This is a genomic window from Halobacteriovorax sp. CON-3 (assembly GCF_043196995.1).
In the GTDB taxonomy this organism is placed as follows: domain Bacteria; phylum Bdellovibrionota; class Bacteriovoracia; order Bacteriovoracales; family Bacteriovoracaceae; genus Halobacteriovorax_A.
The window spans coordinates 1306637-1330183 of the sequence record NZ_JBEBNA010000001.1; the positions used below are offsets into that span (position 1 = coordinate 1306637).

The 23547-nt window shown below is 37.6% G+C and carries 20 protein-coding genes; 9 read left to right on the plus strand and 11 right to left on the minus strand.

Annotated elements, in window-relative coordinates; genetic code table 11:
• Nucleotides 1–18 precede the first annotated feature (18 nt).
• Nucleotides 19–2172 (minus strand): UvrD-helicase domain-containing protein, encoded by a 2154-nt coding sequence (locus ABMA72_RS06150; RefSeq protein ID WP_393056531.1) that lies wholly within the window; start codon nucleotides 2170–2172, stop codon nucleotides 19–21.
• A gap of 83 nt (nucleotides 2173–2255) precedes the next feature.
• Here ABMA72_RS06150 and ABMA72_RS06155 point away from each other — a divergent pair, with 83 nt between their 5' ends.
• Both ABMA72_RS06155 and ABMA72_RS06160 read left to right on the plus strand, forming a co-directional pair.
• A complete protein-coding gene (locus ABMA72_RS06155) occupies nucleotides 2256–2726 on the plus strand; it encodes a peptidylprolyl isomerase (RefSeq protein ID WP_392857108.1) in 471 nt (156 codons plus the stop codon).
• Between the two features lie 85 nt (nucleotides 2727–2811).
• Entirely contained in the window at nucleotides 2812–3234 is a 423-nt protein-coding gene (locus ABMA72_RS06160) for a hypothetical protein (protein ID WP_393056533.1), read from the plus strand.
• Nucleotides 3235–3487: 253 nt separating this feature from the next.
• Here the strand turns inward: ABMA72_RS06160 and ABMA72_RS06165 are convergent, their stop codons facing one another.
• A complete protein-coding gene (locus ABMA72_RS06165; protein WP_393057076.1) occupies nucleotides 3488–4978 on the minus strand; it encodes a M20 family peptidase in 1491 nt (496 codons plus the stop codon).
• A 511-nt stretch (nucleotides 4979–5489) separates the two neighbouring features.
• On the opposite strand from ABMA72_RS06165, the gene ABMA72_RS06170 reads away from it, so the two are divergent.
• From ABMA72_RS06170 to ABMA72_RS06180, 3 genes are all read left to right on the plus strand, one after another.
• Entirely contained in the window at nucleotides 5490–6734 is a 1245-nt protein-coding gene (locus ABMA72_RS06170; RefSeq protein ID WP_392857113.1) for a DcaP family trimeric outer membrane transporter, read from the plus strand.
• A gap of 79 nt (nucleotides 6735–6813) precedes the next feature.
• Nucleotides 6814–7593 (plus strand): hypothetical protein, encoded by a 780-nt coding sequence (locus ABMA72_RS06175; RefSeq protein ID WP_393056535.1) that lies wholly within the window; start codon nucleotides 6814–6816, stop codon nucleotides 7591–7593.
• A gap of 447 nt (nucleotides 7594–8040) precedes the next feature.
• On the plus strand, nucleotides 8041–9135 hold the full coding sequence (locus ABMA72_RS06180) for a porin (RefSeq protein WP_393056536.1): 1095 nt from the start codon (nucleotides 8041–8043) through the stop codon (nucleotides 9133–9135).
• 3 nt (nucleotides 9136–9138) lie between these two features.
• On the opposite strand, the gene ABMA72_RS06185 is transcribed toward ABMA72_RS06180, so the two are convergent.
• Entirely contained in the window at nucleotides 9139–10281 is a 1143-nt protein-coding gene (locus ABMA72_RS06185; protein ID WP_392857120.1) for a cation:proton antiporter, read from the minus strand.
• Complete coding sequence (locus ABMA72_RS06190) at nucleotides 10281–11897, minus strand: ABC-F family ATP-binding cassette domain-containing protein (RefSeq protein ID WP_393056538.1); 1617 nt, start codon at nucleotides 11895–11897, stop codon at nucleotides 10281–10283. Before ABMA72_RS06190 ends, ABMA72_RS06185 begins: the two co-directional genes overlap by 1 nt.
• A gap of 163 nt (nucleotides 11898–12060) precedes the next feature.
• On the opposite strand from ABMA72_RS06190, the gene ABMA72_RS06195 reads away from it, so the two are divergent.
• Nucleotides 12061–12888 carry a mechanosensitive ion channel domain-containing protein gene (locus ABMA72_RS06195; RefSeq protein ID WP_392857122.1) on the plus strand — a complete coding sequence of 276 codons (828 nt, stop codon included), beginning with the start codon at nucleotides 12061–12063 and terminating at the stop codon, nucleotides 12886–12888.
• 80 nt (nucleotides 12889–12968) lie between these two features.
• Nucleotides 12969–13526 (plus strand): hypothetical protein, encoded by a 558-nt coding sequence (locus ABMA72_RS06200; RefSeq protein WP_392857124.1) that lies wholly within the window; start codon nucleotides 12969–12971, stop codon nucleotides 13524–13526.
• A 35-nt stretch (nucleotides 13527–13561) separates the two neighbouring features.
• Here the strand turns inward: ABMA72_RS06200 and ABMA72_RS06205 are convergent, their stop codons facing one another.
• The 5 genes from ABMA72_RS06205 to ABMA72_RS06225 all read right to left on the minus strand — a co-directional run bounded on the left by ABMA72_RS06205 (nucleotide 13562) and on the right by ABMA72_RS06225 (nucleotide 18144).
• Nucleotides 13562–14362: a DUF2608 domain-containing protein gene (locus ABMA72_RS06205; protein WP_392857126.1), complete on the minus strand. Its 801-nt coding sequence runs from the start codon at nucleotides 14360–14362 to the stop codon at nucleotides 13562–13564.
• Nucleotides 14363–14477: 115 nt separating this feature from the next.
• Complete coding sequence (hpf, locus tag ABMA72_RS06210) at nucleotides 14478–14843, minus strand: ribosome hibernation-promoting factor, HPF/YfiA family (protein ID WP_021266419.1); 366 nt, start codon at nucleotides 14841–14843, stop codon at nucleotides 14478–14480.
• 69 nt (nucleotides 14844–14912) lie between these two features.
• The gene (rpoN, locus tag ABMA72_RS06215) at nucleotides 14913–16364 is read right to left on the minus strand and encodes an RNA polymerase factor sigma-54 (RefSeq protein ID WP_392857127.1); all 1452 of its coding nucleotides are present in this window, start codon (nucleotides 16362–16364) and stop codon (nucleotides 14913–14915) included.
• A gap of 51 nt (nucleotides 16365–16415) precedes the next feature.
• Entirely contained in the window at nucleotides 16416–17150 is a 735-nt protein-coding gene (gene lptB, locus ABMA72_RS06220) for an LPS export ABC transporter ATP-binding protein (RefSeq protein ID WP_392857130.1), read from the minus strand.
• A gap of 7 nt (nucleotides 17151–17157) precedes the next feature.
• On the minus strand, nucleotides 17158–18144 hold the full coding sequence (locus ABMA72_RS06225) for an LptA/OstA family protein (protein ID WP_393056540.1): 987 nt from the start codon (nucleotides 18142–18144) through the stop codon (nucleotides 17158–17160).
• A 115-nt stretch (nucleotides 18145–18259) separates the two neighbouring features.
• On the opposite strand from ABMA72_RS06225, the gene mutS reads away from it, so the two are divergent.
• Entirely contained in the window at nucleotides 18260–20953 is a 2694-nt protein-coding gene (mutS, locus tag ABMA72_RS06230) for a DNA mismatch repair protein MutS (protein WP_392857134.1), read from the plus strand.
• A 71-nt stretch (nucleotides 20954–21024) separates the two neighbouring features.
• A complete protein-coding gene (locus tag ABMA72_RS06235) occupies nucleotides 21025–21618 on the plus strand; it encodes an RDD family protein (protein ID WP_393056542.1) in 594 nt (197 codons plus the stop codon).
• Between the two features lie 17 nt (nucleotides 21619–21635).
• Here ABMA72_RS06235 and ABMA72_RS06240 read toward each other — a convergent pair whose 3' ends face one another.
• Both ABMA72_RS06240 and ABMA72_RS06245 read right to left on the minus strand, forming a co-directional pair.
• Nucleotides 21636–22010: a hypothetical protein gene (locus tag ABMA72_RS06240; protein WP_392857136.1), complete on the minus strand. Its 375-nt coding sequence runs from the start codon at nucleotides 22008–22010 to the stop codon at nucleotides 21636–21638.
• Nucleotides 22011–22055: 45 nt separating this feature from the next.
• A complete protein-coding gene (locus tag ABMA72_RS06245; RefSeq protein ID WP_393056543.1) occupies nucleotides 22056–23546 on the minus strand; it encodes a hypothetical protein in 1491 nt (496 codons plus the stop codon).
• Nucleotide 23547: the final 1 nt, after the last annotated feature.

The window sequence follows — 23547 nt, forward strand, 5'->3', positions numbered from 1 at the left end:
ACTTCCTTCTAATTCAAATTAAGCAATAAGTGTCTTATCTTTGAATAGAATCCAAAGTTGGTGAATTGCTCTTGTCGCAGCAAGGTGAAGCCTCTTTCTTGCTGTATTATTTGCAGGATAAAGGTCCTTATCACAGTCTGGAATAATAACGTAATCAAATTCAAGACCTCTAATTTGCTCAACAGTTGTCACATCAACACCTGGCCTTAGAGAAAAATTCTCATCAAGAACAAGTCGAATACTTCCAACTTCTTCAATTTCAGAATATAGCTCTCTTGCAATGCTCTCTTTTGAACAAATGATTGCAATTGATGCTTTCGGCTCACGATTCATTAGCTCAACTAGCGCACTACTAATTAGCATCGAAGCATGCTCAAGATGTTGAACTGATGTTTCAATAATTGGTCCACCATCTCTCTTCGACTCTGGAAGCTCCTTAGGTGCTAGAGGTCCAAGAACCTTATGCGCAAAAGAAACAATTTCTTTTGGAGAGCGGTATGAAACATTAAGTTCTTCAACTTGCATATCATCCACATCAAGCTCAAGCGTATGACAAACGTCGTGCCATGAAGTGAACTCAAATGTGCTATCAATTTGTTGAACACTGTCCCCTGCAATTGTGAAGTTTCCATCTTGATGTTTAATTTGACCAAGCATAACAAGCTCAGACTTAGATAGCTCTTGTGCCTCATCTAAGAAAATATGACGATAAGACTTAAACTCACGGCCAAAGTATTTAAGGTGTCCAAATTGTTTTACAATTAAATAGTTAAATAATGGCAGGTCGTATTTATCAACAAATCCTGAAAGGTCTTGTCCCTGATTGGCATAATCAGAGTCTTTATCTAGGCCTTGAATTTGTTTTGCCGTATAGAATTTTAAGTCATTTAACATGTGAGTCGTTACCATACGATTTGTCATCTCAGGTAGCTTCTCCATAAGCTTCGCATCAGAGAAAACATTTAAAAGCTCTTCTCTTACATTCTTAAAGCCATTTAAGATCTTCTTCACTTCAACTTTTAAAAGAGGATCACGTGTATTCTCATAAAGATTCTTAACACGTACATATAATGGACGAGTGCGATTCTTTGTAAAGAACTCAAGGTCTGTTCCCTTAAGTTTCTTTTCAATATTCAATTCTTTTACTGCCAAGTACTCATCAATCAATTCAAGAAGCTTAGGGTTTCTCTTAATTGTGGCAATTGAATCAAGTGGGTTGTCCTCAATCTTCTTAGGAACTGAGCGCATATTTTGGAAGACGATCTTTTTAATTAGGTCATCAAGTGTTGAAACTCGAACTTTCTCAAGTTGTGACTCAACTAAGAGCTTCTTAGATAATTTCACAAGGCCATTATTTGGAACGATAACCATAACCTCTTCTTGACGAATTCCATCTTCACGACAAAGCTTTGCAATACGATAAAGAGCAACTGTCGTCTTACCAGAACCGGCCCCACCAGTGATAAGAAGCGGCTTCTTTGCACTTTGATTAACAAGATCATACTGAGTCTTATCAAGAAGAGAAATAACCTCAGGGCCATCAAATCCAGTACGGCCACTACCAAGACTTTGGTTAGCGCTTCCTTCTCCACCAGCAAGCTTTTGTGCTGATTCATTTAGAGAGATCCACTCACTTTCTCTTAGGACACTAGTGTTACCTTCTCGGTCAATTCTTACCAGTTGCTTCTCTCTAACTGTTAGAATTGATTTCTCTAGAATATGACCTTCAATAATTCGGTCATCTAAGTCGAAATCAAAATCATCACCTTCGCCGTACTGGTAAAAGATACGTGCCATAGGAGATTTCTTCCAGTCGATGATTTTAAACTTTAATTCCTTATGTGAAAAAGGAGTGTGGCCAATGAGAAAATCCTTAAGCTTTCCATTTTGTTTAATTTTAAAATGGCCAAAGAATGGAGATTCAATATTTGGTAAACTTTGGTGTTGTTCATAGCGATCTGCGAGTTGATTTAGAAGGTTCATCTGCTGAATAATTCCAGGCAGATCATCTTCTTTACAGTTAAGAGATTCGTCTCTTAAGGCCCTAATATTGGCCGCAATATCGGCCAATGCCGCAGCATTTAAATCTGGAACTCTATCAATTAAATCAACGGTTTGCGCAAGAAAATCATTAATTTTTTGGATATATTTTTGATTTACTAATTCACTCATTCTTTATTTGCCTTTAATCATCTAGCTTGTTAGTGTTGAACTTTATTTACTATATTAATAATCAACAATTAGAGGGCCCTATTATGCCAAAAGTTATCGGATTTCACTACACATTAACGAACTCAAAGAACGAAGTTTTAGACAATTCTGCTGAACATGGTCCACTAGTTTTCTTAGAAGGTGTTGGTCAAATCATTCCAGGTCTAGAAAAAGAGATCGTCGCAATGAATATTGGTGATAAGAAAGTTATCAATGTACCAGCTGCTGACGCATACGGTAACAAAAATGATGAATTAGTAATCACTGTTCAACGCTCACAATTTCCAGAAGATGCACAATTAAATATCGGTGACGTATTTCAAGTTAACCAAGATCAAGGTCTTCCTCCATTTGCAGTTATTGCAATTGAAGGCGATGAAGTTACTTTAGATGGTAACCACCCTCTTGCAGGTGAAGATCTAAACTTTGATATCGAAATCACTGAAGTAAGAGAAGCGACTGAAACAGAAGTTGCCCATGGTCACGCTCATGGACAAGGTGGATGTGGCCACTAATCAATCTTTACCTTTCTTAAGTTAAAAGATCGCATAGATCCTTACTAAAATTAATTTATCGATTATTGATTTGAGTGAGGATTCTATGTGGGTTTTAAATTTAAGAAAGTCTCTCGCGTTTTCTCTATGTGCGAGTTCATTTCTTTATTCTAATTCAATTTCAGCAAAGAACCTCGGTGACAATTTTGAGCTATACGGAAAAATTTCAATGGCGGCCATTGGCCAAGCCGGAGCTCAATCATTAAATAATAACTCTTCTCGATTTGGGTTTAAATATAAGAGAGATGACCTACTCGAGAAGTTCACCACTGGTCTTCGTGCTGAGTTTGGAATCAATACCAGCAATACGAGCCAAAATATACAGAGTATCCCGAACACAACGGGACGATTTCAAGTAGACGATACTAGCGACCGGCCCTTCTCAACGAGGCTTGCTTATCTTTGGATAGAGAGAGGAGATTTTAATGCAACTCTTGGGAAGAGCTGGTCTATCTGGTATCAAATCTAGCTCTTTTACTTGAAGGTGATTTACCTATTTAGACAACCTTAAGGCGAATGAAACCTAATAAGATATAGCTTTGATTATAGCACCAAGACAGTAAAGATGTATCAATCAAGCTCAATAAACAGTTTACTTAATTTTTTACTTTCTTACTCATCGTTATTCTCCCCTAGGATTATTGTAATAGGCTACTTCTTAATTAAGTAGCCCTTTTATTACACTAAAGTTTTAAAAAATTTAGATTAAACACCAGAAAATTTTAAAGCTTCTGTAAATTATCAAATAAAGTATAGAAGAAACCAATTGTTTTTGCGTATTCATCTACTTTGATTCGTTCATTTACACCATGAAACCCTTCAAACTCTTTTGTATTCTCTAATTGAATTCCTGTGATTGTATAAACATCAGGAGCAAATTTTCGTGCTTGGAAGTGTTTAGAATCTGATCCACCAATGACAAAAAATGGTGAAACAATTAATTCATTCCCCCATGTTTGACGGATTGTTTTTTCTAGTAATTTGTAGCCTTGTCCCTCAGGGTTTGCAACGTTAGTAGCAGGAGTTGAAGCAGAAATATCACGAATTGTAATTCTATCATCTTTAATAACATTCTTTACATAATCAATGATGACATCAGGAGTATCTCCAGGCATCGGTCTGAAGTTAACGACAGCTGTCGCTGATGGAGGAAGAACATTATCTTTAATTCCTGCATTAAACATTGTTACTGCAATCGTTGTATGAAGCATGGCACGTGTAACTTGATTCGTTGCCATCTCATCAATAAACTTCTTTTCTAATCTCGTAGGACTGCCGTCTTTTCCATATGCGACAGCGGCATACATATCTTGCTTACTCTTATCGAGTTCTGGCCCCATATAGCGATACTGATGTCGGACAGCTTCATGAATCTTGTATGGAAACTGTGCTTTTTGCAATTTACTTACAGCGTCTGCCAGAATAACAATATTTGCCTCCTTAGGAGGTTGAGAAGAGTGTCCTCCTACATTGTCAATCTTCATCTCAAGGCTAACATATCCCTTCTGTGCAATACCAATAAGAGCTGTATTGTCTTTAATGCCAGGAAAAATACCAGGTGTAATCGGTGCAGACTCATCAAGCACAAAAGCAACTTTTTTAATTCCTCGCTTTTCTAACAAATCAGCTGCATGCTTTGCCCCTTCTGGCCCTCCTACTTCTTCATCATGACCAAATACAAAGTATGTTGTTCTCTTGGGGCGAAAGCCTTTTTTCAATTTCATTTCAGCCGCTTCTAGGATTCCGTGAATTTGGTTTTTATCATCGAGTACTCCACGTCCCCATATATAACCATCTTTAATTGCTCCCGAAAAAGGAGGTACCTTCCACTGATCTTTTGAGTCTGGTGCAATAGGTACAACATCCATGTGTGCCATAAGGACGACTGGAGGTAATTTTGGATCCGTTCCTTTCCAAGTATAAAGTAAACTATATGGACGAGGACTACCAATCCTCTCTCTCTTTAAATGTTTATGAACAAGTGGATATGTCTTTTTTAAATAATTATGATATCCACGAAATGCTTTTTTATCAAAGTCACTTCGATCTTGATTTGAAATTGTTTTGTACTGCACGCCTTTTGCTAACCTCTTTGCCGCAGCCATCTTATCAACCTTAACAGTGACCTTTTCAACACCTTTCATCTGCAATGATGTAAATTCTTTTGTACTTGTTTCACTATTAGCACAAGAAATTAAACTAGTTGCAACCATAGCAGTACTCAAAAAGTTGTATAACTTTTTATAAATATCCATATGAAACTCTCCTTAACAACAAACAATAAACTATATAAGTACAGATAATAAAAATCTTACTTCATGAAAGAAAATAAAAATAAGTAAAGTTTAAGAACAAAAAACTTAACAGTTCTTTTAGGATCAAGACAACTCTCGACATAATAGCCCAATCTTCAAACAAATATATGAATATCTGTACTTTAACAAAAGGCTGTTTTAAGTACTTTTTTACCATGTCATACTTTCTGTAAAGTTCACATAGTAAACAAGTATTTCTGCTTTAATTCCGCTGTAGCCAACCTATATAAAACAATAGATAAAGGTTTACCATATACAAGATCCAAATACTTTAATTGGTAAAGAATTAGCTTAGTGCCCTTATTTAGATGATCTAACGAAATATAAAATTTTTAGAAAAATATAAGTTTACCCATTTTGAATACAATTTTTAATATAACTTATCGTCGTAAAGTAAATAAGAGGTAAAATGAAAAAAAATCTACAAATTTTCATTCTAATAATTGTAGCTTCATTCAATATGAAGGTTTTTTCTAAGGATGAAGTATCTGATTTCGTTGTTCAGCCTGGTGAAATAAGAGATTATCATCGCGTTGACACAGGTACAATGCTTGAGAACAAAGACTTCCCAGGGTCTTGGCCGATGTTTGGAACAGATATGCGTATGAAGATTGGCGGTTATTTTAAGGCTGATATAATCGGAGATTTTGACGGATCGGGAGACAAGGATCAGTTTTTAATCAGTAAAATCCCAGTTGATGGAACACCTGAAGCGAATAACGATGGATATTTCAATGCTTTAATCAGAGAAACACGTTTTAATTTTGATATTCGAAAAAACACGGCCGGAGAACCTCCACAACAATTCTTCTTAGAAATGGATTATTTTGATACCGATAAAACCTATGCAAGGGTAAGACATGCTTACTTCGTCTACGGTAAGATTGTAGTAGGTCAAACCTGGACAAACCTATCCGAACTTCGCTCACTTCCTTTTATGATCGACTTTGCTTATGGTGATGCACTTTATGGTGGACGAACTGTACAACTTAGATGGCAAGACCAAGTATCGTCAAGTACGAGATGGGCTATCGCACTAGAGAAAATAACGGAGGCTGCAATAGATAATCCAGCGAACTTCAACGGAGAGGCAGTTATTCAGCTCCCTTCTTTATCTGCTCGAATTGATTTAGAACGTGAAGACGGTTTCATCATGCTTGGAACACAAATTGCGCAACTTAAATGGGATGGACAAAATATCGGAAAAGATGCAACGGCGACACAATGGTCAGCAGTATTTGCAGGTCGACAATACTTTGGGCAAAAAAGAAGTTATTTCACCTGGAATATCTCGTACGGTGATGGTGCGGGAGCCACTATTCTCGCACTAGCAGGAAGTAATGCAAATGCAACACTAGTTGCCGATGGCATTTTAAAAACGAACAAAGGCTATAGTGCAACATTTGGGTATGCTTTCAAGCTTACAGACACGCTTTCCACAAACTTTGCGATTGCTTGGACTGAGCTTGAAAAGTCTAGCCAACGGCCTGATGATGCAATCGCAGGAGGTGGAGTTCTTCACGTTAATTTAATAAAAGAACTGGCCAGTAAAGTTTCAACAGGAGTTGAATACATGTACGGAGTTCGTGTTAACAACAATGATGATGATGGCGATGCGAGTCGTATTCAGGCAATGATAAAATTCGACTTTTAAAATATAACAGATCAGCGATACAACCTATAATAAACTCTATGAATAAGAATTCAAGAATAAACTAAAGAGGAAAAGTGAAGTGAAAAAATACCTTGGAATAATAATTCTTTTAATAAGCTTTAGTATATCAGCACAAGACAAAGGATTTAAAGATATGTCTGATCCTCTCGCTGTCTTCACTTCAGTAGGGTTTGGCGCCACAAACAGAGGACTTAATGCTAAATTCACATTAGCATACCCAAGTGGCGAACCAGGAATTGCATCACTAAACGCATTAGAAATTAAAGGCTTCCTTGGCGAAGAACTTGGATGGGATAGAACATCGAGAAAGTCTAATGACATTGATACTGTACGCTTAAGAAGATTTTCGGTAAATGGAGCAAAGCAGACGGCAACTCAGATTGATGCGACTTATAATTTTAAAGGCAACAATCTCGCGGAACAAAATATAAGTGCTGCTTATTCATACGTGCATGGTATACCTGAGTTCTGGAATATCAATCTTTATCCTCTAGGTGGAGTTGGACTCGAAATTGGAAAGAATGCCATTGAGGATGATGATACAATTGACAGTGGATATTCCATAATGGGTATTAACGCAGTTATTGGTATGTTTGCAAAACTTGCTATTACGAAGAAAATTTGGTTGAACTATAATCCTCTCTGGATTGTTGCAATATCTGGTTCAGACCGCTTTGAAAATCATGCTTATGGTAATAAAGATAATTTACTTACTCATGAGTTCGCAATTGGCTACCAAATCAATCCTCAGTTAAATCTTCGCTATTTCGCGAATTGGAATAACTTAATCGATTACACTGATGGCGATCATCGTTTGGAATTTAATTATCAATTCTAAAGAGTAAATGCTTCTTAAGAAGTTGCAACTCTACTCTCTTTGTAAACTACTGTAATCACTTTAGACTTAGCTTAAAAATCAAGCCAAAGACCTGATTGAGCAATTGAACGTGGAGTTTTTCGATAGCTCAACATAATTAAGTATTCATCAAACTAATATATACGCAAAAGAATCAAATATATAAGACACTTGGCCAGAACAAAATATCTAAAATACTAAAGATAGAAGCAAATAAAGTAGTCAAAAAAATTCAAAACTTTTGGAATATTTATTTTAGCAGATGACTTTCACTTAATTTTCCTACCAAAACAAACAGATTAATTTTAAAGTAATACTAATCCATATTTACTCATTCCCCTTAAGTACCAATTAATATTTTTAGCTTTCTTTACTTAAATAACAACATAAAACCTTATTAAAATTAATTAATTTTTTAATGAGGGTACTATGCAATTAAATAAAGTAAGACTTGAAATCATCCTTTGTTCATTTCTTCTATCAAATACGATTTTCGCAATAGAACTCGCTGATGGCTTCGATCTTTATGGAAAGATCTCAATGGCTTTTGTCGGTAAAGACGGAACACAATCATTAAATAATAACTCATCTCGGTTTGGATTTAAATATAAGAGAGATGACTTAATTGAGGGGTTCACCACTGGTTTTCGTGCTGAGTTTGGAATCAATACCAGTAATACGAGCCAAAATGTTCAGGGTTCAAGCGACCCCCTAAATACAGGGCGCTTTGTAGTCGACAACACAAGTGACAAACCCTTCTCTTCACGTCTTGCCTATCTTTGGTTAAGTAAAGGTGACTTTGAAGCCACAATTGGTAAGAACTGGTCCATCTGGTATGATATCACAGGCTTTACCGATATTTTTATGATCACTGGAGCCTACACATCTTCAACATATACGGCCAATAGTGAAATCATTGGTACTTCACGTGCTGTTGACGTATTAGACCTTCGCTATAAACTTGGATATTTCCACTTCGGTGCTCAATATAAGCTGACAGGTGATGTCTCAACTGACTACGATTCGGATGGAGATGGAATTGACGATGCGAATCTCACTCTTGAAAATTCAACGGCTGCTTCAATTCGCTACCTAAGAGAGAATATGATTATCGGTATCGCGGCTATTCACCTTGAAAGCAATAATAATGGCAATAAAGTTGATAAGGTATCGGTCTCAATTGGAACAAAGTTTATCTACAAGGACTTCTTCTTAGCAGCCGTTTATGGCGATGCAAAAGATCTAGAACTAATTGAAGGACAATTTATTGAAACGGATAATCTCGAAGCTTTAGTCGGTTGGAGGCTTAATAAAGAGAATCAATTTATGGTTGGTTACAATTGGCAAATATCTAGTGAAATAGGTTATGAAAATTATGAAATTGGTAAATACTTAGCCTCTTATATTTATGCTTATAAGACGATGGAGTTTGGAGTTGAATTTGTATATGATGACTCGACAGCCGTTGACGGCGGTTCCCTTGAAGACCATGAGGTCTTCGTGGGAGCGACGCTATATTTTTAAATTCTAATAATTTTCAGGTGGTACTTTTTTAAACATAAAGGCCGGTATTACACTTGAAACAAGAGTGTAGATAACAAGACCTGAAATAATCTCTAAAGGAACTTCAAAGCGCTCCCTAGCAATCTGGGCCATAACTAAACCAAAGATTAGAGTTGGTAGTAAAGAAACTGTAATCTCTTTGCGGTCTGGCCAAAAATCCTGCATAAAGAATTTCATATTTGAGTATGTGTTAAAAATTCTTAAAGGAATGAAAATTCCTAAGAAAGCTAGTCCAATATAAAGTCCGTCTAGTGTAAATAGATCTTGCGTAAAGCCAATACCGGCCTTAAAGAAATAAAATGGAATGAAGAAAGAGAAGAACATTTGTAAATTCTTTAAAATTTCTTCTGACTTTTCTGACTTACCAAAGTGCTTAAATTCTGAAGCAATAAATCCAACAAGGAAAGCCCCAACAAGATAGTAAGTTCCGATTTTCTTTGTGATCACTCCGCAGATAAGGGCCGTAAGAATTAAGAAACCAACTTCTGAATCCTTGGCATATGGAGCGATATATTTGAAAAATAATTTATAAGATAGAGGTAAGAAAATACTGAGGGCAACTAAAATAAGGGTAGAACTACCAAGGTTTACTAAACTCTCCGACTGAAGAGTAATAAATAGCAGTAAGATGGCAGAGATCTCCTTAGAAATTGCTTTTGAACGAATCCAATACTCTTGCCCTTCACTAAATCCATAATTCTTTAGAGAGTTTAAAATAAAACCAGTTGAAGGAGTCATAATCCCTAGAGCAATTAAAGTTGCTGCACGAAAGCCAATTGAGAAGAATAAGTGAATGATGAATGCCACAACGAGTGTTATCGACATTGTCTGCGCCACTCCTCCTAAAAGCTCCTTCCAATTTTGCTTAAGTTCTTCGAACTCAACTTCAAAACCTGCGAATAAGAATAAAGAAGTGATCCCTAGACGAGAAAGCATAAGAAGAAGGTCATCACCTTGAAACCAGCCAAGACCAAGCCCTGCTCCAATTCCTAAAAAGATTGATGAAATACCAATCGGAATTTGAAAGCGAAGTAAAAGTTTTGGAAGAATGAGAAGAATTGTGAACAGTAGTAAGTACTGCACTTCCGTATTCTGCAAGTTAATCATTATTGTCTCTCCATGTATTCAACGTATGAACCCGGGAAGATGCGAACTTCCCCCTTATCCACTTCATAAACATTTTCTGCTAACTCGCTCAGAAAGTGTCTATCGTGGGATACAAACATCACTGTTCCCTCATAACGTTTTAGTGCATCCAGTAGAACCTCTCTTGATTTAATATCAAGGTGGTTTGTCGGCTCATCTAGAACTAAGAAATTATTATTTTGTGAAAGGAGTACGGCCATCACAAGGCGAGACTTCTCCCCTCCAGATAGGTACTTAACCTTCTTATCAACGTCTTGGCCTCTGAATAAGAAGGCCGCAAGTAGGTTTCTAATATAGCCATCACTTGCTGTAGGAAGATCCTTTCTCACTTCATCAAAAACACTTGCTTCAGGGTTTAAAACCTCAAGTGAATACTGAGAGAAGTAACCGATCTTAATACTTGGGCCAATAGCAACGCTACCAGCAGTTGGCTCCGTATGAGCAGTAATACATTTTAAAAGTGTCGACTTACCGGCACCGTTAACTCCAACAACTGCAATTTTATTTGTTCTTTTAACTGTTGTTGATAGGCCATGAAAGACTTCATGTGCACTACCGTCAGATAGTGGCCATGATTTTGAAAGGTCTTTGATAATAACAACATCATCCCCACCTCTTGGAGGCGTTGGGAATTGAAAATTAATTGTTTCTTCTTCGGCCGGAACTTCAATACGATCAATCTTTTCTAGCTTCTTAACACGAGATTGAACTTGGGCCGCGTGAGAAGCACGTGCCTTAAATTTTGCAATAAACTCTTCTTCTTTTGCTAGCATATCAGCTTGGCGAGAAGCTTGAGCAATTAATTGTTCACGACGTAGGTCCCTCTCCTTCTCATAGAAGTCATAGTTTCCTGTATAAGTCGTGATCCTTTTATGAGCGATTTCAACAATCTTATTACAAACATTATTCATGAAATCACGATCGTGGGTTGTCATAAAGATCCCACCTTTGAAATTCTTTAACCACTCCTCAAGCCATAGGATAGATTCCATATCAAGATAGTTGGTAGGCTCATCCATTAAGATTAGTTCTGGATTGATAACGAGAACACGGGCAAGAGCAATACGCATCTTCCATCCACCAGAGAAGTCTTCGATCATCTTATTGTGATCAACTGGCATAATCCCTAGACCTGTTAGCACTTCTTCTGCGCGTGTTTCTAGATCGTATCCACCACGCTTTTCAAACTCCGATTGAACATCACCCATTTTCATTAGGACATCATTCATTTCATCGTCGCTCATATTAGCGCAGTCTACTAGCTTTTCTTCATACTCTTTAAGCTTAACACCAAGTTCAGAAATCTTTACGTCACCAGACATAACAACTTCTTTGGCCGTCTGACCTGCCATTTCCCCTACTTTTTGAGAGAAGTAGGCCCAGCGAAGCTTATCAGGAAAAGAGACTTGTCCTTCATCAGGCTTCTCTTCACCAATAATCATACGAAATAGAGTTGTTTTTCCTGCACCGTTTGGACCAACAAGCCCAACTTTTTCACCAGGATTTATCTGAAAGGTTCCACCACTATATAGGGTTTCACTACTTTGAATTTTAGAAATATTGGAAACATTTAACATATGTGATAAATCCCACTCAACGTTTTGTATTTATTTAGCTATTTAATCTGAATATACGAATTAGTTCAGTCTAGCATGGCACTCCTAAATCTGTCTTTAATATTCGACACTTTTAACGCATTTAATCGTTTGGAAATTAGCTATTTGGCCTTATAATTTCGCTATGACTTTAGATAATATATTCGTCGACACACAGGGTGATATTAAGAAATCAGTACATGTAATACTTGTGCTGATTTTGTTTTATTTAACAAATCATATTTTCTCTTTCATCTTAAAGAAAACAAGCTCAATTAATATTGAAACCAAAAGACGATATGTTGTTAATACGAATATTTCTTTAACGATTATCTTCGTTTTTATAACGCTCTATATCTATTCAACTGAGCTAAAGAACCTCGCCTTCTCTCTTGCGGCCCTAATGGTAGCCATCGTCCTTATAACAAAGGAATTATCTCTAAATATCATGGGTGGTATTTATAAGACTTTCTCTGGTGGCTTTATTATCGGTGACACAATTGAAATCGAAGGAAAGCGTGGAAGTGTTATTGATCGCGACCTCTTTACAACAACGCTCTTAGAAGTTGGGCCAAATAAGACGTCTCACAATTATACGGGACGCTCAATAATTGTTCCCAATTCTATTTTTTTAACGAATCGAGTAACAAACGAGTCATTCCTAAAAAGTTTCGTTCTCCATACTTTTAAAGTGATCCTCTCTCCTGATTGTGACTGGGAAAAGGCGGAGAAAATTCTTCTTGAGAGATCCGAGTTCTACTGTTCCGAGTACTTTGAGCAGGCCCAAGTTGTGCTAAATAAGCTATTTACAAAGTCTCACTTAGAAACGCCAATCTTAAAGCCTCGTGTTCAAATCAACTTCACAACTAAGGATGAAATTGAGCTAAATGTGCGAATTACGGCACCGGCAAGGACGAAAGGATCTGTTGAGCAGAAAATCCTTAAAGATTTCTTACGTGAGTTTTATAAGTAAGAACCTGGTGCCAAACTGTCTCTAGACGGCCTATTTCAATATAAGATATTTATCTTCTACAATTTCAGTAGGGAGAAATTATGACGAAGAATATCTTAAGATTGTTACTATTTGTGACTATTTCAATTACATGTATCCAGGCCAGTGGAGCTCCAACAGAGTTGGCCCCATTTGATCAAGCGGGCTCATACTTTGATGAAGACCAAGGTCTTATTATCGGAAGTGATGGACTAAGATATTGGCACCAAACTAACAATACAATGAAGAATGAAAATGGTGTTATTTTCAAGTTCAGACTCTTCTCAATTAAGGCATCTGATGGAAAAAGATATAAGAAGGCCTCAAGATCTCATATCAAAGAGAACTGGGAACTCAAGCGCTATCCAGTAAAACTTAGTCAACGCATGCTTACAATCAGAGAAGATGCTGGAGTTGATTTTAAAGAGCTATCTAATGCTATTGAAAATGGTGATAGCATTTACCTTTCAAAGCAAGAAAGAGATTCTCTATCGGCTTACTTAAGGGTTAGACAACATGAGCAAGACAGCTGGGATGGAAGCTTTAGAACAAATCGTACAGGTCGAACAACTTGTACAACTGTTGGTATGAATACTGTTTGTACGACGACTTCATATTAAAAAAAAAGCCTTCGTAAGAAGGCCTTTTTTTATTTTTAATTTAGATCTTTATTTAACTTTTTGAATTCTTCACCAATTCGTATCTCAAGCTTCTTATCTGATTCGTTGAACTCTTTTACGATTGCATCAGTCGTTGTTAAACGAAATGCAAAAACTGGAAGCTTATTGGCCTTATTATTCTTATACTCTTTATCCATTGTCTTCATATGCTTTAGACGATCATCTAAAAAGAAGACGGCCTTATACTTCTTTTCAAGTCCTGGGCGGTTAATTAAGTGAGTCAGCATTTGTCCTTTATTAAGGCCAGAAGTCATAAAAACGCCATCAGCATAGCGTACTTCTCTTCCATAAAGCTTCGTAATAAATGGAAGCCTTGGGGCATTGGCCTTCTTTAGATCAATTCCACTCTTATTAAGTTCACGAATTGTTGCAGGATAATTAACAGGTCCTCTTGAAGTAATTGAAGCGACGCCGTAGCCAGACTCTTGTAGTTTTTCAATTAGACTTGGAATTTCTTTTTCAACAAGAATCATATCAGAAATAAAAGTTGCCTTATAAGAATAATCCAAAAGCCCACGAACAGACTTAGCAATACAGTGAACAGGACAACCCTTCTTTATTTGATCATTCTGCCAACCATACCATTGGTCACTTCCAAAACTCGTTTTAAATCTTAGAAGAGTGTTATCAATATCGTAAACAACAAGGACATCACTTGTTTTAAGTTTATTCTTCTTCGTATACTCTACAATCTTCTTGTAGAAATTCGTATGGGAAGAGATCTCTTGATATGAAAGTGCGCTGAATGTGATCAGAATTGAAATAATTAACTTCATCTTGTCTCCTTTTCTTGACCAGCAAGCATACCAGTATCGGAGGCAAAATAAAAGCCTTCCATTACGGAAGGCTTTACGTGACTTTATATACAGAAAGTATGTTTATATTAAGTGATTAAGACGCCATATCGTCGTAGTCCATCCACGCATCATTTGGATCGAGGATTTCCATATCTTTATGTGGCATCTTCTTCTTATTAAGCATCTTCTCTTTCTTCTTCTGTACCTGCTTTTCAATCTTAGCAACAACAAGATCAATGGTCTTATATAGGCTATCAGAGTGAGCTTTTGCATGATAGTCAAACTTAGGTCCAATTACTTCGACCTCAGCGTAATGCTCGCGACCATCCCTTACTTCGCAACTCCATTTCAGATGAAGATTTCCATCAAGGTACTTGGCAATTTTAGCTGATTTCTCTTGGATTCTCTCATCAAGTGCTGGCGTATGCTCAAGGTGTCTAAAACTTACTGTTACTTTCATAAAATACGTTCTCCTCTATGTGTATAGTATCTTGGGTAAACCTATCGGCAGTTTCTCCAAAATATCGAGCTATTTTACTTTTCTTTTTGATGACGACAAAATCCCAAGCATTTCTCTATACTTAGCGACCGTACGCCTCGCAACCTTCACATCTTCTTGGCTCAAAAGGTCGGCAATCTTCTGATCCGATAAAGGCTTCTTCTCATTTTCGTTATCGATAAGTTCCTTAATTTTTAGTTTAAGAACTTCACCTGCAACGTCGATTCCACCCTTGTCTCCACCAATTCCTGCATTGAAAAAATACTTTAATTCAAATAGGCCAATTGGTGTGTGCATATACTTATTTGAAGTAGCACGAGAAACTGTCGACTCGTGAACTCCCAGCTCATTAGCAACATCTTTAAGAACCATTGGTTTTAAAAGCTTCGGTCCCTTTTTAAAAAACTGCTGCTGCTTTTTCACAATTGACTTTGCCACAAGATCAATTGTTCGCTGTCTCTTATTTATAGACTTTATTAGCCATAAAGCCGACTTAAGTTTTTCTTCTACAAATTCTTTAGCTTCTTTATTTTTCAGGGATTCTGCTTGATTAAGCATATCCTGATACATTTTAGAAATTCTTAATCTTGGTACACCATCGTCGTTAACCTGAACAACGAACTCTCCACCAACTTCAACAACAAAAACATCAGGAGTTACATAGTGAGTATCTCCACCACCAACAAGGCGACCTGGCTTTGGGTGAAAATTATGAAGCAGTTTAGCTGTTTCAATAATCTGCTCTTCCGACACTCCAGTGTCTGCAGTAATTTTTTTATAATCTCTATTTTTTAGGTTCGTTAAATGGAAACGAATAATCTTTTCAAGTAGTGGTGAACGCTCTTCTGCAATTCTTGCTTGCGCAAGAAGACAGTCAACTAAGTCTTGGGCACCACAACCAACTGGATCGAGACGTTGAACAACTTCTAAAATATGAAGAGAGTGTTCACGATCAAGATTCCCTTTTTCAATAAGCTCATCAAATGCACATGAAAGGTAGCCATCATCATTGATATTTCCAATGATCTCAATAGCAAAATCAATCTCTTGATCATCAAGATTTTCCATACGAAGTTGCCACTCGAGGTGTTCTGCAAGAGATTCACTCTTAGAAACCATATTCTCGTAATTAGGCATATCATCAGGACTTAGAGAAGGTGCGGCCATATTTGGTTCATAAGTTGTCGAGTTATAGCTATCGACATACTTTTGCCAATCCATATCGTCGCCACTACTCATCATGGCCTCTTCTTTAAAGTCGTCGGCCTTGGCTTCTTTTGTTTGATTTTCTAATTTATCAAGTTTGTAATCACTTTCACCAGGTGAGAACTCTTCCAGCATTGGGTTTTCCACCATCTCCTTAGCGATAACATCTGTCATTTCTAAATGGCTTAATGTCAGTAATTTAATCGCCTGCTGAAGCTGTGGCGTCATCACGAGCTGTTGAGTTTGACTGAGATTCTGCGAAAGTTTTGTGGCCATATTGGTTCCTTATTTCTTAGTAACCAGATCAGCTTATTTGCTTAGGTCTAGCTACATTCTAAATTCTTCACCAAGATAGAACTTCCTTGCTCTTTCGTTGTTTACAATTTCATCCGGTGTCCCACTTACAAGTAATTCTCCACTACTCATAATAAACGCTCGATCAACTACTCCTAATGTTTCCCTTACGTTGTGGTCGGTGATCAACACACCGATATTCCTTCTCTTTAGGCTGTTAATAACACTTTGAATGTCATTAACTGCTAATGGGTCAACTCCAGCAAAAGGCTCATCGAGAAGTACAAACTTAGGCTCAAGTGCCAGAGTTCGTGCAATCTCAACTCTTCTTCTTTCACCACCGGAAAGAGCTGAACCAAGAGATTTTCTAATATGTCCAAGTCCAAAATCTGCTATCAAGTTATCAAGAAGTGTCTTCTTCTTGGCCCTTGGTAGGTCTCGGTTTTCTAGAACCGAAAAGATATTGGCCTCAACCGTTAAATCTCTAAAGATGCTGGCCTCTTGTGGAAGATAGCCGACACCCTTTAATGCCCTAATATGAATTGGTTGTTCAGTTAAGTCTTCGCCAGATAAATCAATTTTTCCTTCATCTGCCTTAACCAGCCCTACCATCATATAAAACGATGTTGTCTTACCTGCACCGTTTGGGCCGAGTAGTCCTACAACTTCCCCTTGCTTAACATCGATGCTTACGCCTTTAACGACTTCTCTGCCGCCGTAGACTTTCTTTAAACCATGAGCTGATAATTGTGCGATTTCTTCAACCATGCTGCTATTACCTTATTTTAAAGTTCGTATTAGCATCATCAACTTCTATGGTCTCGATGTCACGCCTAAGAACAATTGTGTTTCCTTTTAAAACGTCTTTCTTTTGATAAACCCTTGGAAGGCCAAGCAGAACGATTTTATCCTCTGCCATATACCCTTCAAGCCTCTCACTGAAAGCCTTTCTTTTAAAAGGAATTTGTCCCTTAGGAGAAACAGTTTCCTCAATGACCACATCGTCATAAAGTGCATAATACTTGAGTTTTTTATTGTAGTTATCTAGATAGATTTCGCCATTTCGGGCACTTGCAAGTAGTTGAGATTTTTGAAATTTTACATTTCCACTCATGTTGGCATTGCGATTGCTTTTATCAACAACAATTGAGTCAGCAAAAAACTTAACTGAGTCCTCATAGGCCCTCACTCTCTGCACTCTTCCCTCAACATTTCCATCGTAGGTTCCAACCTCAGAAACAAGGTTGTAGCTTAGCTCATCTGCATTAACCGCAACCTCATAAGCAGAGTCAAAGTCTTTTGAAATTGACTGGGCCTTACCACGAAAATTTACGATTTGAGAATTGTCAGAGTAATTCATGCTTTCAGACTTGATGCTCATATTGCGATTTCTAAGAACCACCTTCCCTCTTAGCGAAAGGTATTTTTCTTTTGCATTTAAAACACCTGTGTAAGCATCGTAGTACATTGGATCAGCTTGGTGGTCATTAATAAGGACACCATTCGGCTCTGTAAGGATGAGCACGTCTGTTGTTAAGTTTTGTGAAACCTCTGCGGCCTCTAAATGGTAGCGCGCATCTTTGTCTGTCATCTTAAAATACTTCACATTCTTAAAATACGAGTAGATATCTTGGTTCAAAAGATCCGTCATCGACTGGTCGAATTCATTTTCTTCGTAACGACTAAAGAGACCAAAAAGTGTAGATGAGACGATGCCAATGAGAAATAACCAAATTGACAGATGTTGTCCAACGCTTAGCAAAAAGAGCTTCCTTCAGTTTATGTAAATAATCAGCTATTTACGTCCTTCTATTTTACGACAAATAAGTGCGTCATGCCAATTGTAAGTATTGAAGTCTTTTCCATCGGTGGCGCATTTGGTAGAGTTAATCGCTCAAGAATACACAACACTTAAGGGAATCAACAATATGACTTTAGAGATTGAAAAAATCGTTGCCGAAGGCGTTAAGCTTACACCAATGATGACCCAATATCACGAGATAAAAGTTCAGTATCGTCACCACATGCTGATGTTTCGCATGGGCGACTTTTACGAAGTTTTCTTTGAAGATGCCATTAATGCTTCAAAGATTTTAAATATTGCCCTCACTCACAGAGGAAAGCTTGGTGATCACAAAATCCCTATGGCCGGAATTCCACACCATGCTGCTGCAACTTATATCGATCGCTTCTCAAGTGAAGGCCTCAAAGTTGCTATCTGTGAACAAGTTGAAAATCCTAAAGAAGCAAAAGGAATCGTAAAGAGAGCGGTAACTCAAGTTGTCTCTCCAGGAATGCCATACGATCTTGATAAGACCGATTCAAAAGAAGACCAATTCATTATCGCGTGTAATGAAGTAAACGGCCGTTTTGAAATCGTTGCCATTGATTTCACAACAGGTTTTTTCAAAGGCTTCATTCTTGATAGCTTTGAAGACTTCATTGAAAAGATTCGTGTTCTTCACCCTAAGGAATTTATCACTTACTTAGGTCAGTGGGATAAGTACGAAAGTGTTGCAACTCTTAATGAGCACAATGGAACACTTGTTACTCACCTTTCTGAAGAGTATTTTGATGAGAAGTATTCAAGTGTTTATCTTGAAAAGCTAATTCCAACTTATAAGCGTGATCAACTCTTAAAAGAGAATGAAACAGTTCTTAGTCCGATTGGCGCGCTTTCATATTATATTTGTTCAACTCAAAACCATGAAGAGTTCACTCACCTTCATGCTTTCAGTCTCTCTGACCGCACGGGTGCGATGAAAGTCACAATCCCAACTCTTACAGGACTTGAAATTCTTCCAAAGTCACGTGAGACATATAAAGATTCACTTCTTGGCTTCATGGACAAGACAAAGACTTCAATGGGTTCTCGAAAACTTAAAACAGTTTTTACGAGTCCACTAACAGATAAGAAAGAGATCACAAATCGTCTTGATACAATTGAATTCTTTTTAAAGAATGATGATCTTTTACAAGACACTCGTGAAGCACTTAATAATGTTCGTGACCTTGAAAGAATTCTAGCAAAGGCCGCAACAAATCGTGCTAATGCAGGAGACCTTCTTAATATTGCAAGTGCCGTTGATGTTTTTGAAGAGTTAGTAAACTCTCTTCATAAGCTTCCAACAAATGTATTCACAGACCTAGAAGAAAACGCAAAGAAAGAGCTCTTCTCTCTACGTGATGAAATTAAGAAAACAATTAATGACGAAATCGGTGCCAACCTTGATAAAGGAAACTTAATCAAAGAAGGTGCAAATGAAACTCGTGACCATCTTGCTAAGATGTCACAAAATACAGCACAGGCCCTAGTTGAACTTGAAAATCGCTACCGCGAAGAAACAGGGATTCAAAAGCTTCGTATTAAATCAAATAACGTAGCTGGCTACTTTATTGAAGTTTCAAAAACTCATACTGATAAGGTTCCTGAAAACTTTATCCGCAGGCAAACTCTTGTAAACTCTGAAAGATACGCGACAGAAGAGTTAACTCAATTTGAAAAAGAAGTTGTTGTTGCTCGTGAAAAGCTTGAAAAACTGGAAAGAGAAATCTTTAAAAGTCTTATCAAGCAAATCACAAATCTTAGCCTGGCCATTCAAACACTGGCCAATATCTTATCGGCAACAGATACTCTACAGTCTCTAGCTTGGATTGCTCGTAACGAAGAGTTCTCAAGACCTACAATTTCAGATAAGTCTCGTGACATGGATATTCGAGGTGCATGGCACCCGCTAATTAAAGCGGCCATTAAGGATCAATTTATTCCACACGACTTAAAACTTAATGATGAAACATACTTTGGTCTTATCACAGGTCCCAACATGGCCGGTAAGACAACTGTTATGCGCGAGATTGCCATTATTCAACTTTTAACTCAGATTGGTTCATACGTTCCTGCTGATAATGCTAAAGTTAGCATTTGCGACTTCCTCTTTAGTCGTCTTGGTGCAAGTGATGATATCTTAAAAGGTCAATCGACTTTCATGGTTGAGATGGCCGAGACAGCAGAGATCTTAAGACACGCGACTGATAAGTCTCTTATCATTCTTGATGAGGTTGGACGTGGGACATCAACTTATGATGGCCTTTCAATCGCATGGGCACTCGTTGAGCACTTCATTGAAAATACAAAAGCACTTTGTCTCTTTGCAACTCACTACCATGAGTTAATTGATTTAGCGGATCGCTACCCTCAAGCAAAGAACCTGACGGTAGAAACACAGAACCATAGAGGTAATGTTAAATTCCTATACCGTCTTGTTGAGCAAGCGGCATCACAATCATTTGGTATCTACGTTGCCAAATTAGCAGGGCTTCCTCCAACAGTTCTTAAGCGTTCACAATCAATTCTTAAGAGCATGGAAAAGGAATCAAGTGTGTCTCAAGCGTTACTTGATAGTGACCATAGTGAACAATTAGATTTCTTCAGTGTACAAACACCAGCAGAAATACCTGAGTACTTAAAACAAGTTGAAGATCACTTATCAAAAGTTGATATCAACAACTTAACTCCGATTCAGGCGCTAAATAAGCTCAATGAATTAGTTGACCAAATTACTTTAAACTAGAAATAATTTCCAAGGGCGCTTTCTTAAGCGCCTTTTTTTTACTCTCCTGCGTTCATACCGATAAATACTGTATGAGCACGAATAATAAGCTATCTGAAATTTACGATTACTATAAAAAGAGCAAAGCAGCTAAGAAGGTTCGACAAGACCGTCTTAGAAAGAGATTCTATGCTTTCATCCTAGATATCTACATCGTCGTTTTCGCAAATAAGGCCCTAACTTTTATTTGGCTATCATTTGTAAATAATTTCATTTCAAATATTTCAACTTCACCAAAAGTTTCATCGATGGCCTTCCAAAGCCAAACGACGCAGCTATCACTTGCAATCATGTTCTTTAGCTACTTCTTCTTTTCTTACTATCTAGGAAATGGACAGACCCTAGGGAAAGCATTTTTCAAGTTAAAGGTTGTGAAGTCACACAATGTAACTGAGCCACTAAGCGCTCTTGATTGCTTTGGCCGCTCTATTGGTTATGTTTTCGCTAACCTACTTTTCTTTCTACCACTTGTGATTAATTTCTTAAGACACGATCAGAAGGGTGTTCAAGACTTCATTTCACAAACTCATGTGATCAGCACAGAAGAGTTCGCTTATGCACTTGCTGAAATCCAAGCTGAAAGTGAGCCTGTCGAAGAAGTCGAGCAAATCAGCCTATTCGGTTAGGGGGAGCCCCTAAAGACCTAAAGATCAAGGTTGGCGAAGATTTCGCTAGCACGGCCCACAACTCGTGACTTTAGCTTTTCGTCACAGCTCACTGACTTACTCGGGCGACTCCCCTCATTCTCTTTTTGATATGGCTTCATGACCGTTTTATTTGCGACCTTAGACTTGTTATAACCTTCACTACTTCCATTAAAGAGATCTCGCTGAGAACTATCATTTGAGTCCCACGGTCTTTTCACACAGGCCTTATGCTCACCTTTTTGGGTACGACGAGAACGCTCCTCTTTATGATCGAGAATTATCTCAAGTAAAGATTCATCAGAGTTTTCAATACGATTTTTAATCTTATTCTTTGTCGTTTTAATAAAAGTTTTTTCTAAACTAAGGGCCATAATATTCTATTTTATCTGCCCCTATGATTTCGTGCAACAAAGAACTTACTGGTCTCCGTAAAGGCTATTAATACTGGCCTTTAGCTTCTCCATACTCTTGGTTCTTAAAATTACTTCATCACTATTTAAGAGAACTTCAACTTCACGATCAACAGTCTTCCCACCTTTTCTCACAATATTATCAAGAACAGAAATACTACAACCATTTCTCCCCTCATTATAATTGTGTTTAACATTTGAGTTTTCTGTACGCTCAGACATTTGAAGATTTCGATTGGTCTGTCTTTCAAGAATATATGCAATGGAAGCAGCATCACATAACTTCGCTAAATCAAGGCGAGAAACATCTTTGTAGCAATCATCCTGTACAAGCCCAAGAGAGATAAGCTCCTCTTTAGCAAAATTAGCAAGAAGCCCTTCTCTATGGGCAACTTCGAGATAATCCCTTGGATACATACCATCTGCACAAACCGTATCAATACTTCCGCCTAGGGCCTGGTAATGAAGAAGGCTATTCATATTATTAAAAATGGTAGAACTTTTGAGCTCTTCCATCATCGCCTGCTGCTCATAAGAGCCAAACATATTACCTGAACTGGCGATTGCTGGATATGTCGAACTTATCGTTTCTTTCATATGATCAGTATTAAGATAAACCCCTTTAGCAAATTCACATGCCAAATTATCTCCTAACCCATTTCGATAAGACTCTGCTACATCAATATGCTTTGATATTAAATCAGAAATTGGTGAGGGCTTCCCTCCAAGTGATCTTAATAGAATCTCTTGTCTAATTAATTGCATGACCTTTGTATCATCAAGTCCCCCAGATTCGAGAGAAAGCTTTAATAATTTATAATAGTCGTCTGAAAGGTTCCCATTGGCATCCATACCGATATAACGAGGATATTGATTTGCTGCCTTTGCAAGCTTGGCCCCTTTATAATTTTCTTTAAGATAACTAATTAGTCCATCCACATCACCTTCATAAGTAATGTAGGCCTTTGCTAATTCTAGGTCTTTATATGACTCATCATCAACAATATAGCCAGAAGCTTGGGCCGAACGAATTAGACGCTCGATAGCGGGATTAACTTTATAGAAACCAGTATTTGTTTCTACATTATATTCATAATATGGAGCTGTGGAGTTACTTATAATTTCAGTGACTAATTTTTCACGCTCACTACGACTTAACTCATTCTTTGGATCAACACTTGCGAAATAACTTTCTAAGTCCACTGTATCATTAGCTGGCCGAGATATATGATGCTGTAATTGATTTTTTGCAAATGCTGATGCAATCGCTTTTTCATCTGGCATCTCCAGATTAACACCATATTTAGTGAAGCTGCCCCCCATGCCTATTCCCATACCAGGATAGCTCCCCCCAGAAGAGTTCATATTTTGATTCTGTTCTTGAACCATGACACATTCGATACATGCATCCATCTCGGCAAAGTCTTCGAACTTGTCATCAAAGGAAAAAGTAAAAAGAGAACAAAGTGATAATGTGGTGATTTTTAGTGCTTTCATG

What these genes read in the sequence shown, in the direction of transcription:
- ABMA72_RS06150 (WP_393056531.1), bottom strand. Translation starts at nt 2,172, where the DNA reads ATGAGTGAATTAGTAAATCAAAAATATATCCAAAAAATTAATGATTTT.
- ABMA72_RS06155 (WP_392857108.1), top strand. Translation starts at nt 2,256, where the DNA reads ATGCCAAAAGTTATCGGATTTCACTACACATTAACGAACTCAAAGAAC.
- ABMA72_RS06160 (WP_393056533.1), top strand. Translation starts at nt 2,812, where the DNA reads ATGTGGGTTTTAAATTTAAGAAAGTCTCTCGCGTTTTCTCTATGTGCG.
- ABMA72_RS06165 (WP_393057076.1), bottom strand. Translation starts at nt 4,978, where the DNA reads ATGGTTGCAACTAGTTTAATTTCTTGTGCTAATAGTGAAACAAGTACA.
- ABMA72_RS06170 (WP_392857113.1), top strand. Translation starts at nt 5,490, where the DNA reads ATGAAAAAAAATCTACAAATTTTCATTCTAATAATTGTAGCTTCATTC.
- ABMA72_RS06180 (WP_393056536.1), top strand. Translation starts at nt 8,041, where the DNA reads ATGCAATTAAATAAAGTAAGACTTGAAATCATCCTTTGTTCATTTCTT.
- ABMA72_RS06185 (WP_392857120.1), bottom strand. Translation starts at nt 10,281, where the DNA reads ATGATTAACTTGCAGAATACGGAAGTGCAGTACTTACTACTGTTCACA.
- ABMA72_RS06190 (WP_393056538.1), bottom strand. Translation starts at nt 11,897, where the DNA reads ATGTTAAATGTTTCCAATATTTCTAAAATTCAAAGTAGTGAAACCCTA.
- ABMA72_RS06195 (WP_392857122.1), top strand. Translation starts at nt 12,061, where the DNA reads ATGACTTTAGATAATATATTCGTCGACACACAGGGTGATATTAAGAAA.
- ABMA72_RS06200 (WP_392857124.1), top strand. Translation starts at nt 12,969, where the DNA reads ATGACGAAGAATATCTTAAGATTGTTACTATTTGTGACTATTTCAATT.
- ABMA72_RS06205 (WP_392857126.1), bottom strand. Translation starts at nt 14,362, where the DNA reads ATGAAGTTAATTATTTCAATTCTGATCACATTCAGCGCACTTTCATAT.
- hpf (WP_021266419.1), bottom strand. Translation starts at nt 14,843, where the DNA reads ATGAAAGTAACAGTAAGTTTTAGACACCTTGAGCATACGCCAGCACTT.
- rpoN (WP_392857127.1), bottom strand. Translation starts at nt 16,364, where the DNA reads ATGGCCACAAAACTTTCGCAGAATCTCAGTCAAACTCAACAGCTCGTG.
- lptB (WP_392857130.1), bottom strand. Translation starts at nt 17,150, where the DNA reads ATGGTTGAAGAAATCGCACAATTATCAGCTCATGGTTTAAAGAAAGTC.
- ABMA72_RS06235 (WP_393056542.1), top strand. Translation starts at nt 21,025, where the DNA reads ATGAGCACGAATAATAAGCTATCTGAAATTTACGATTACTATAAAAAG.
- ABMA72_RS06240 (WP_392857136.1), bottom strand. Translation starts at nt 22,010, where the DNA reads ATGGCCCTTAGTTTAGAAAAAACTTTTATTAAAACGACAAAGAATAAG.
- ABMA72_RS06245 (WP_393056543.1), bottom strand. Translation starts at nt 23,546, where the DNA reads ATGAAAGCACTAAAAATCACCACATTATCACTTTGTTCTCTTTTTACT.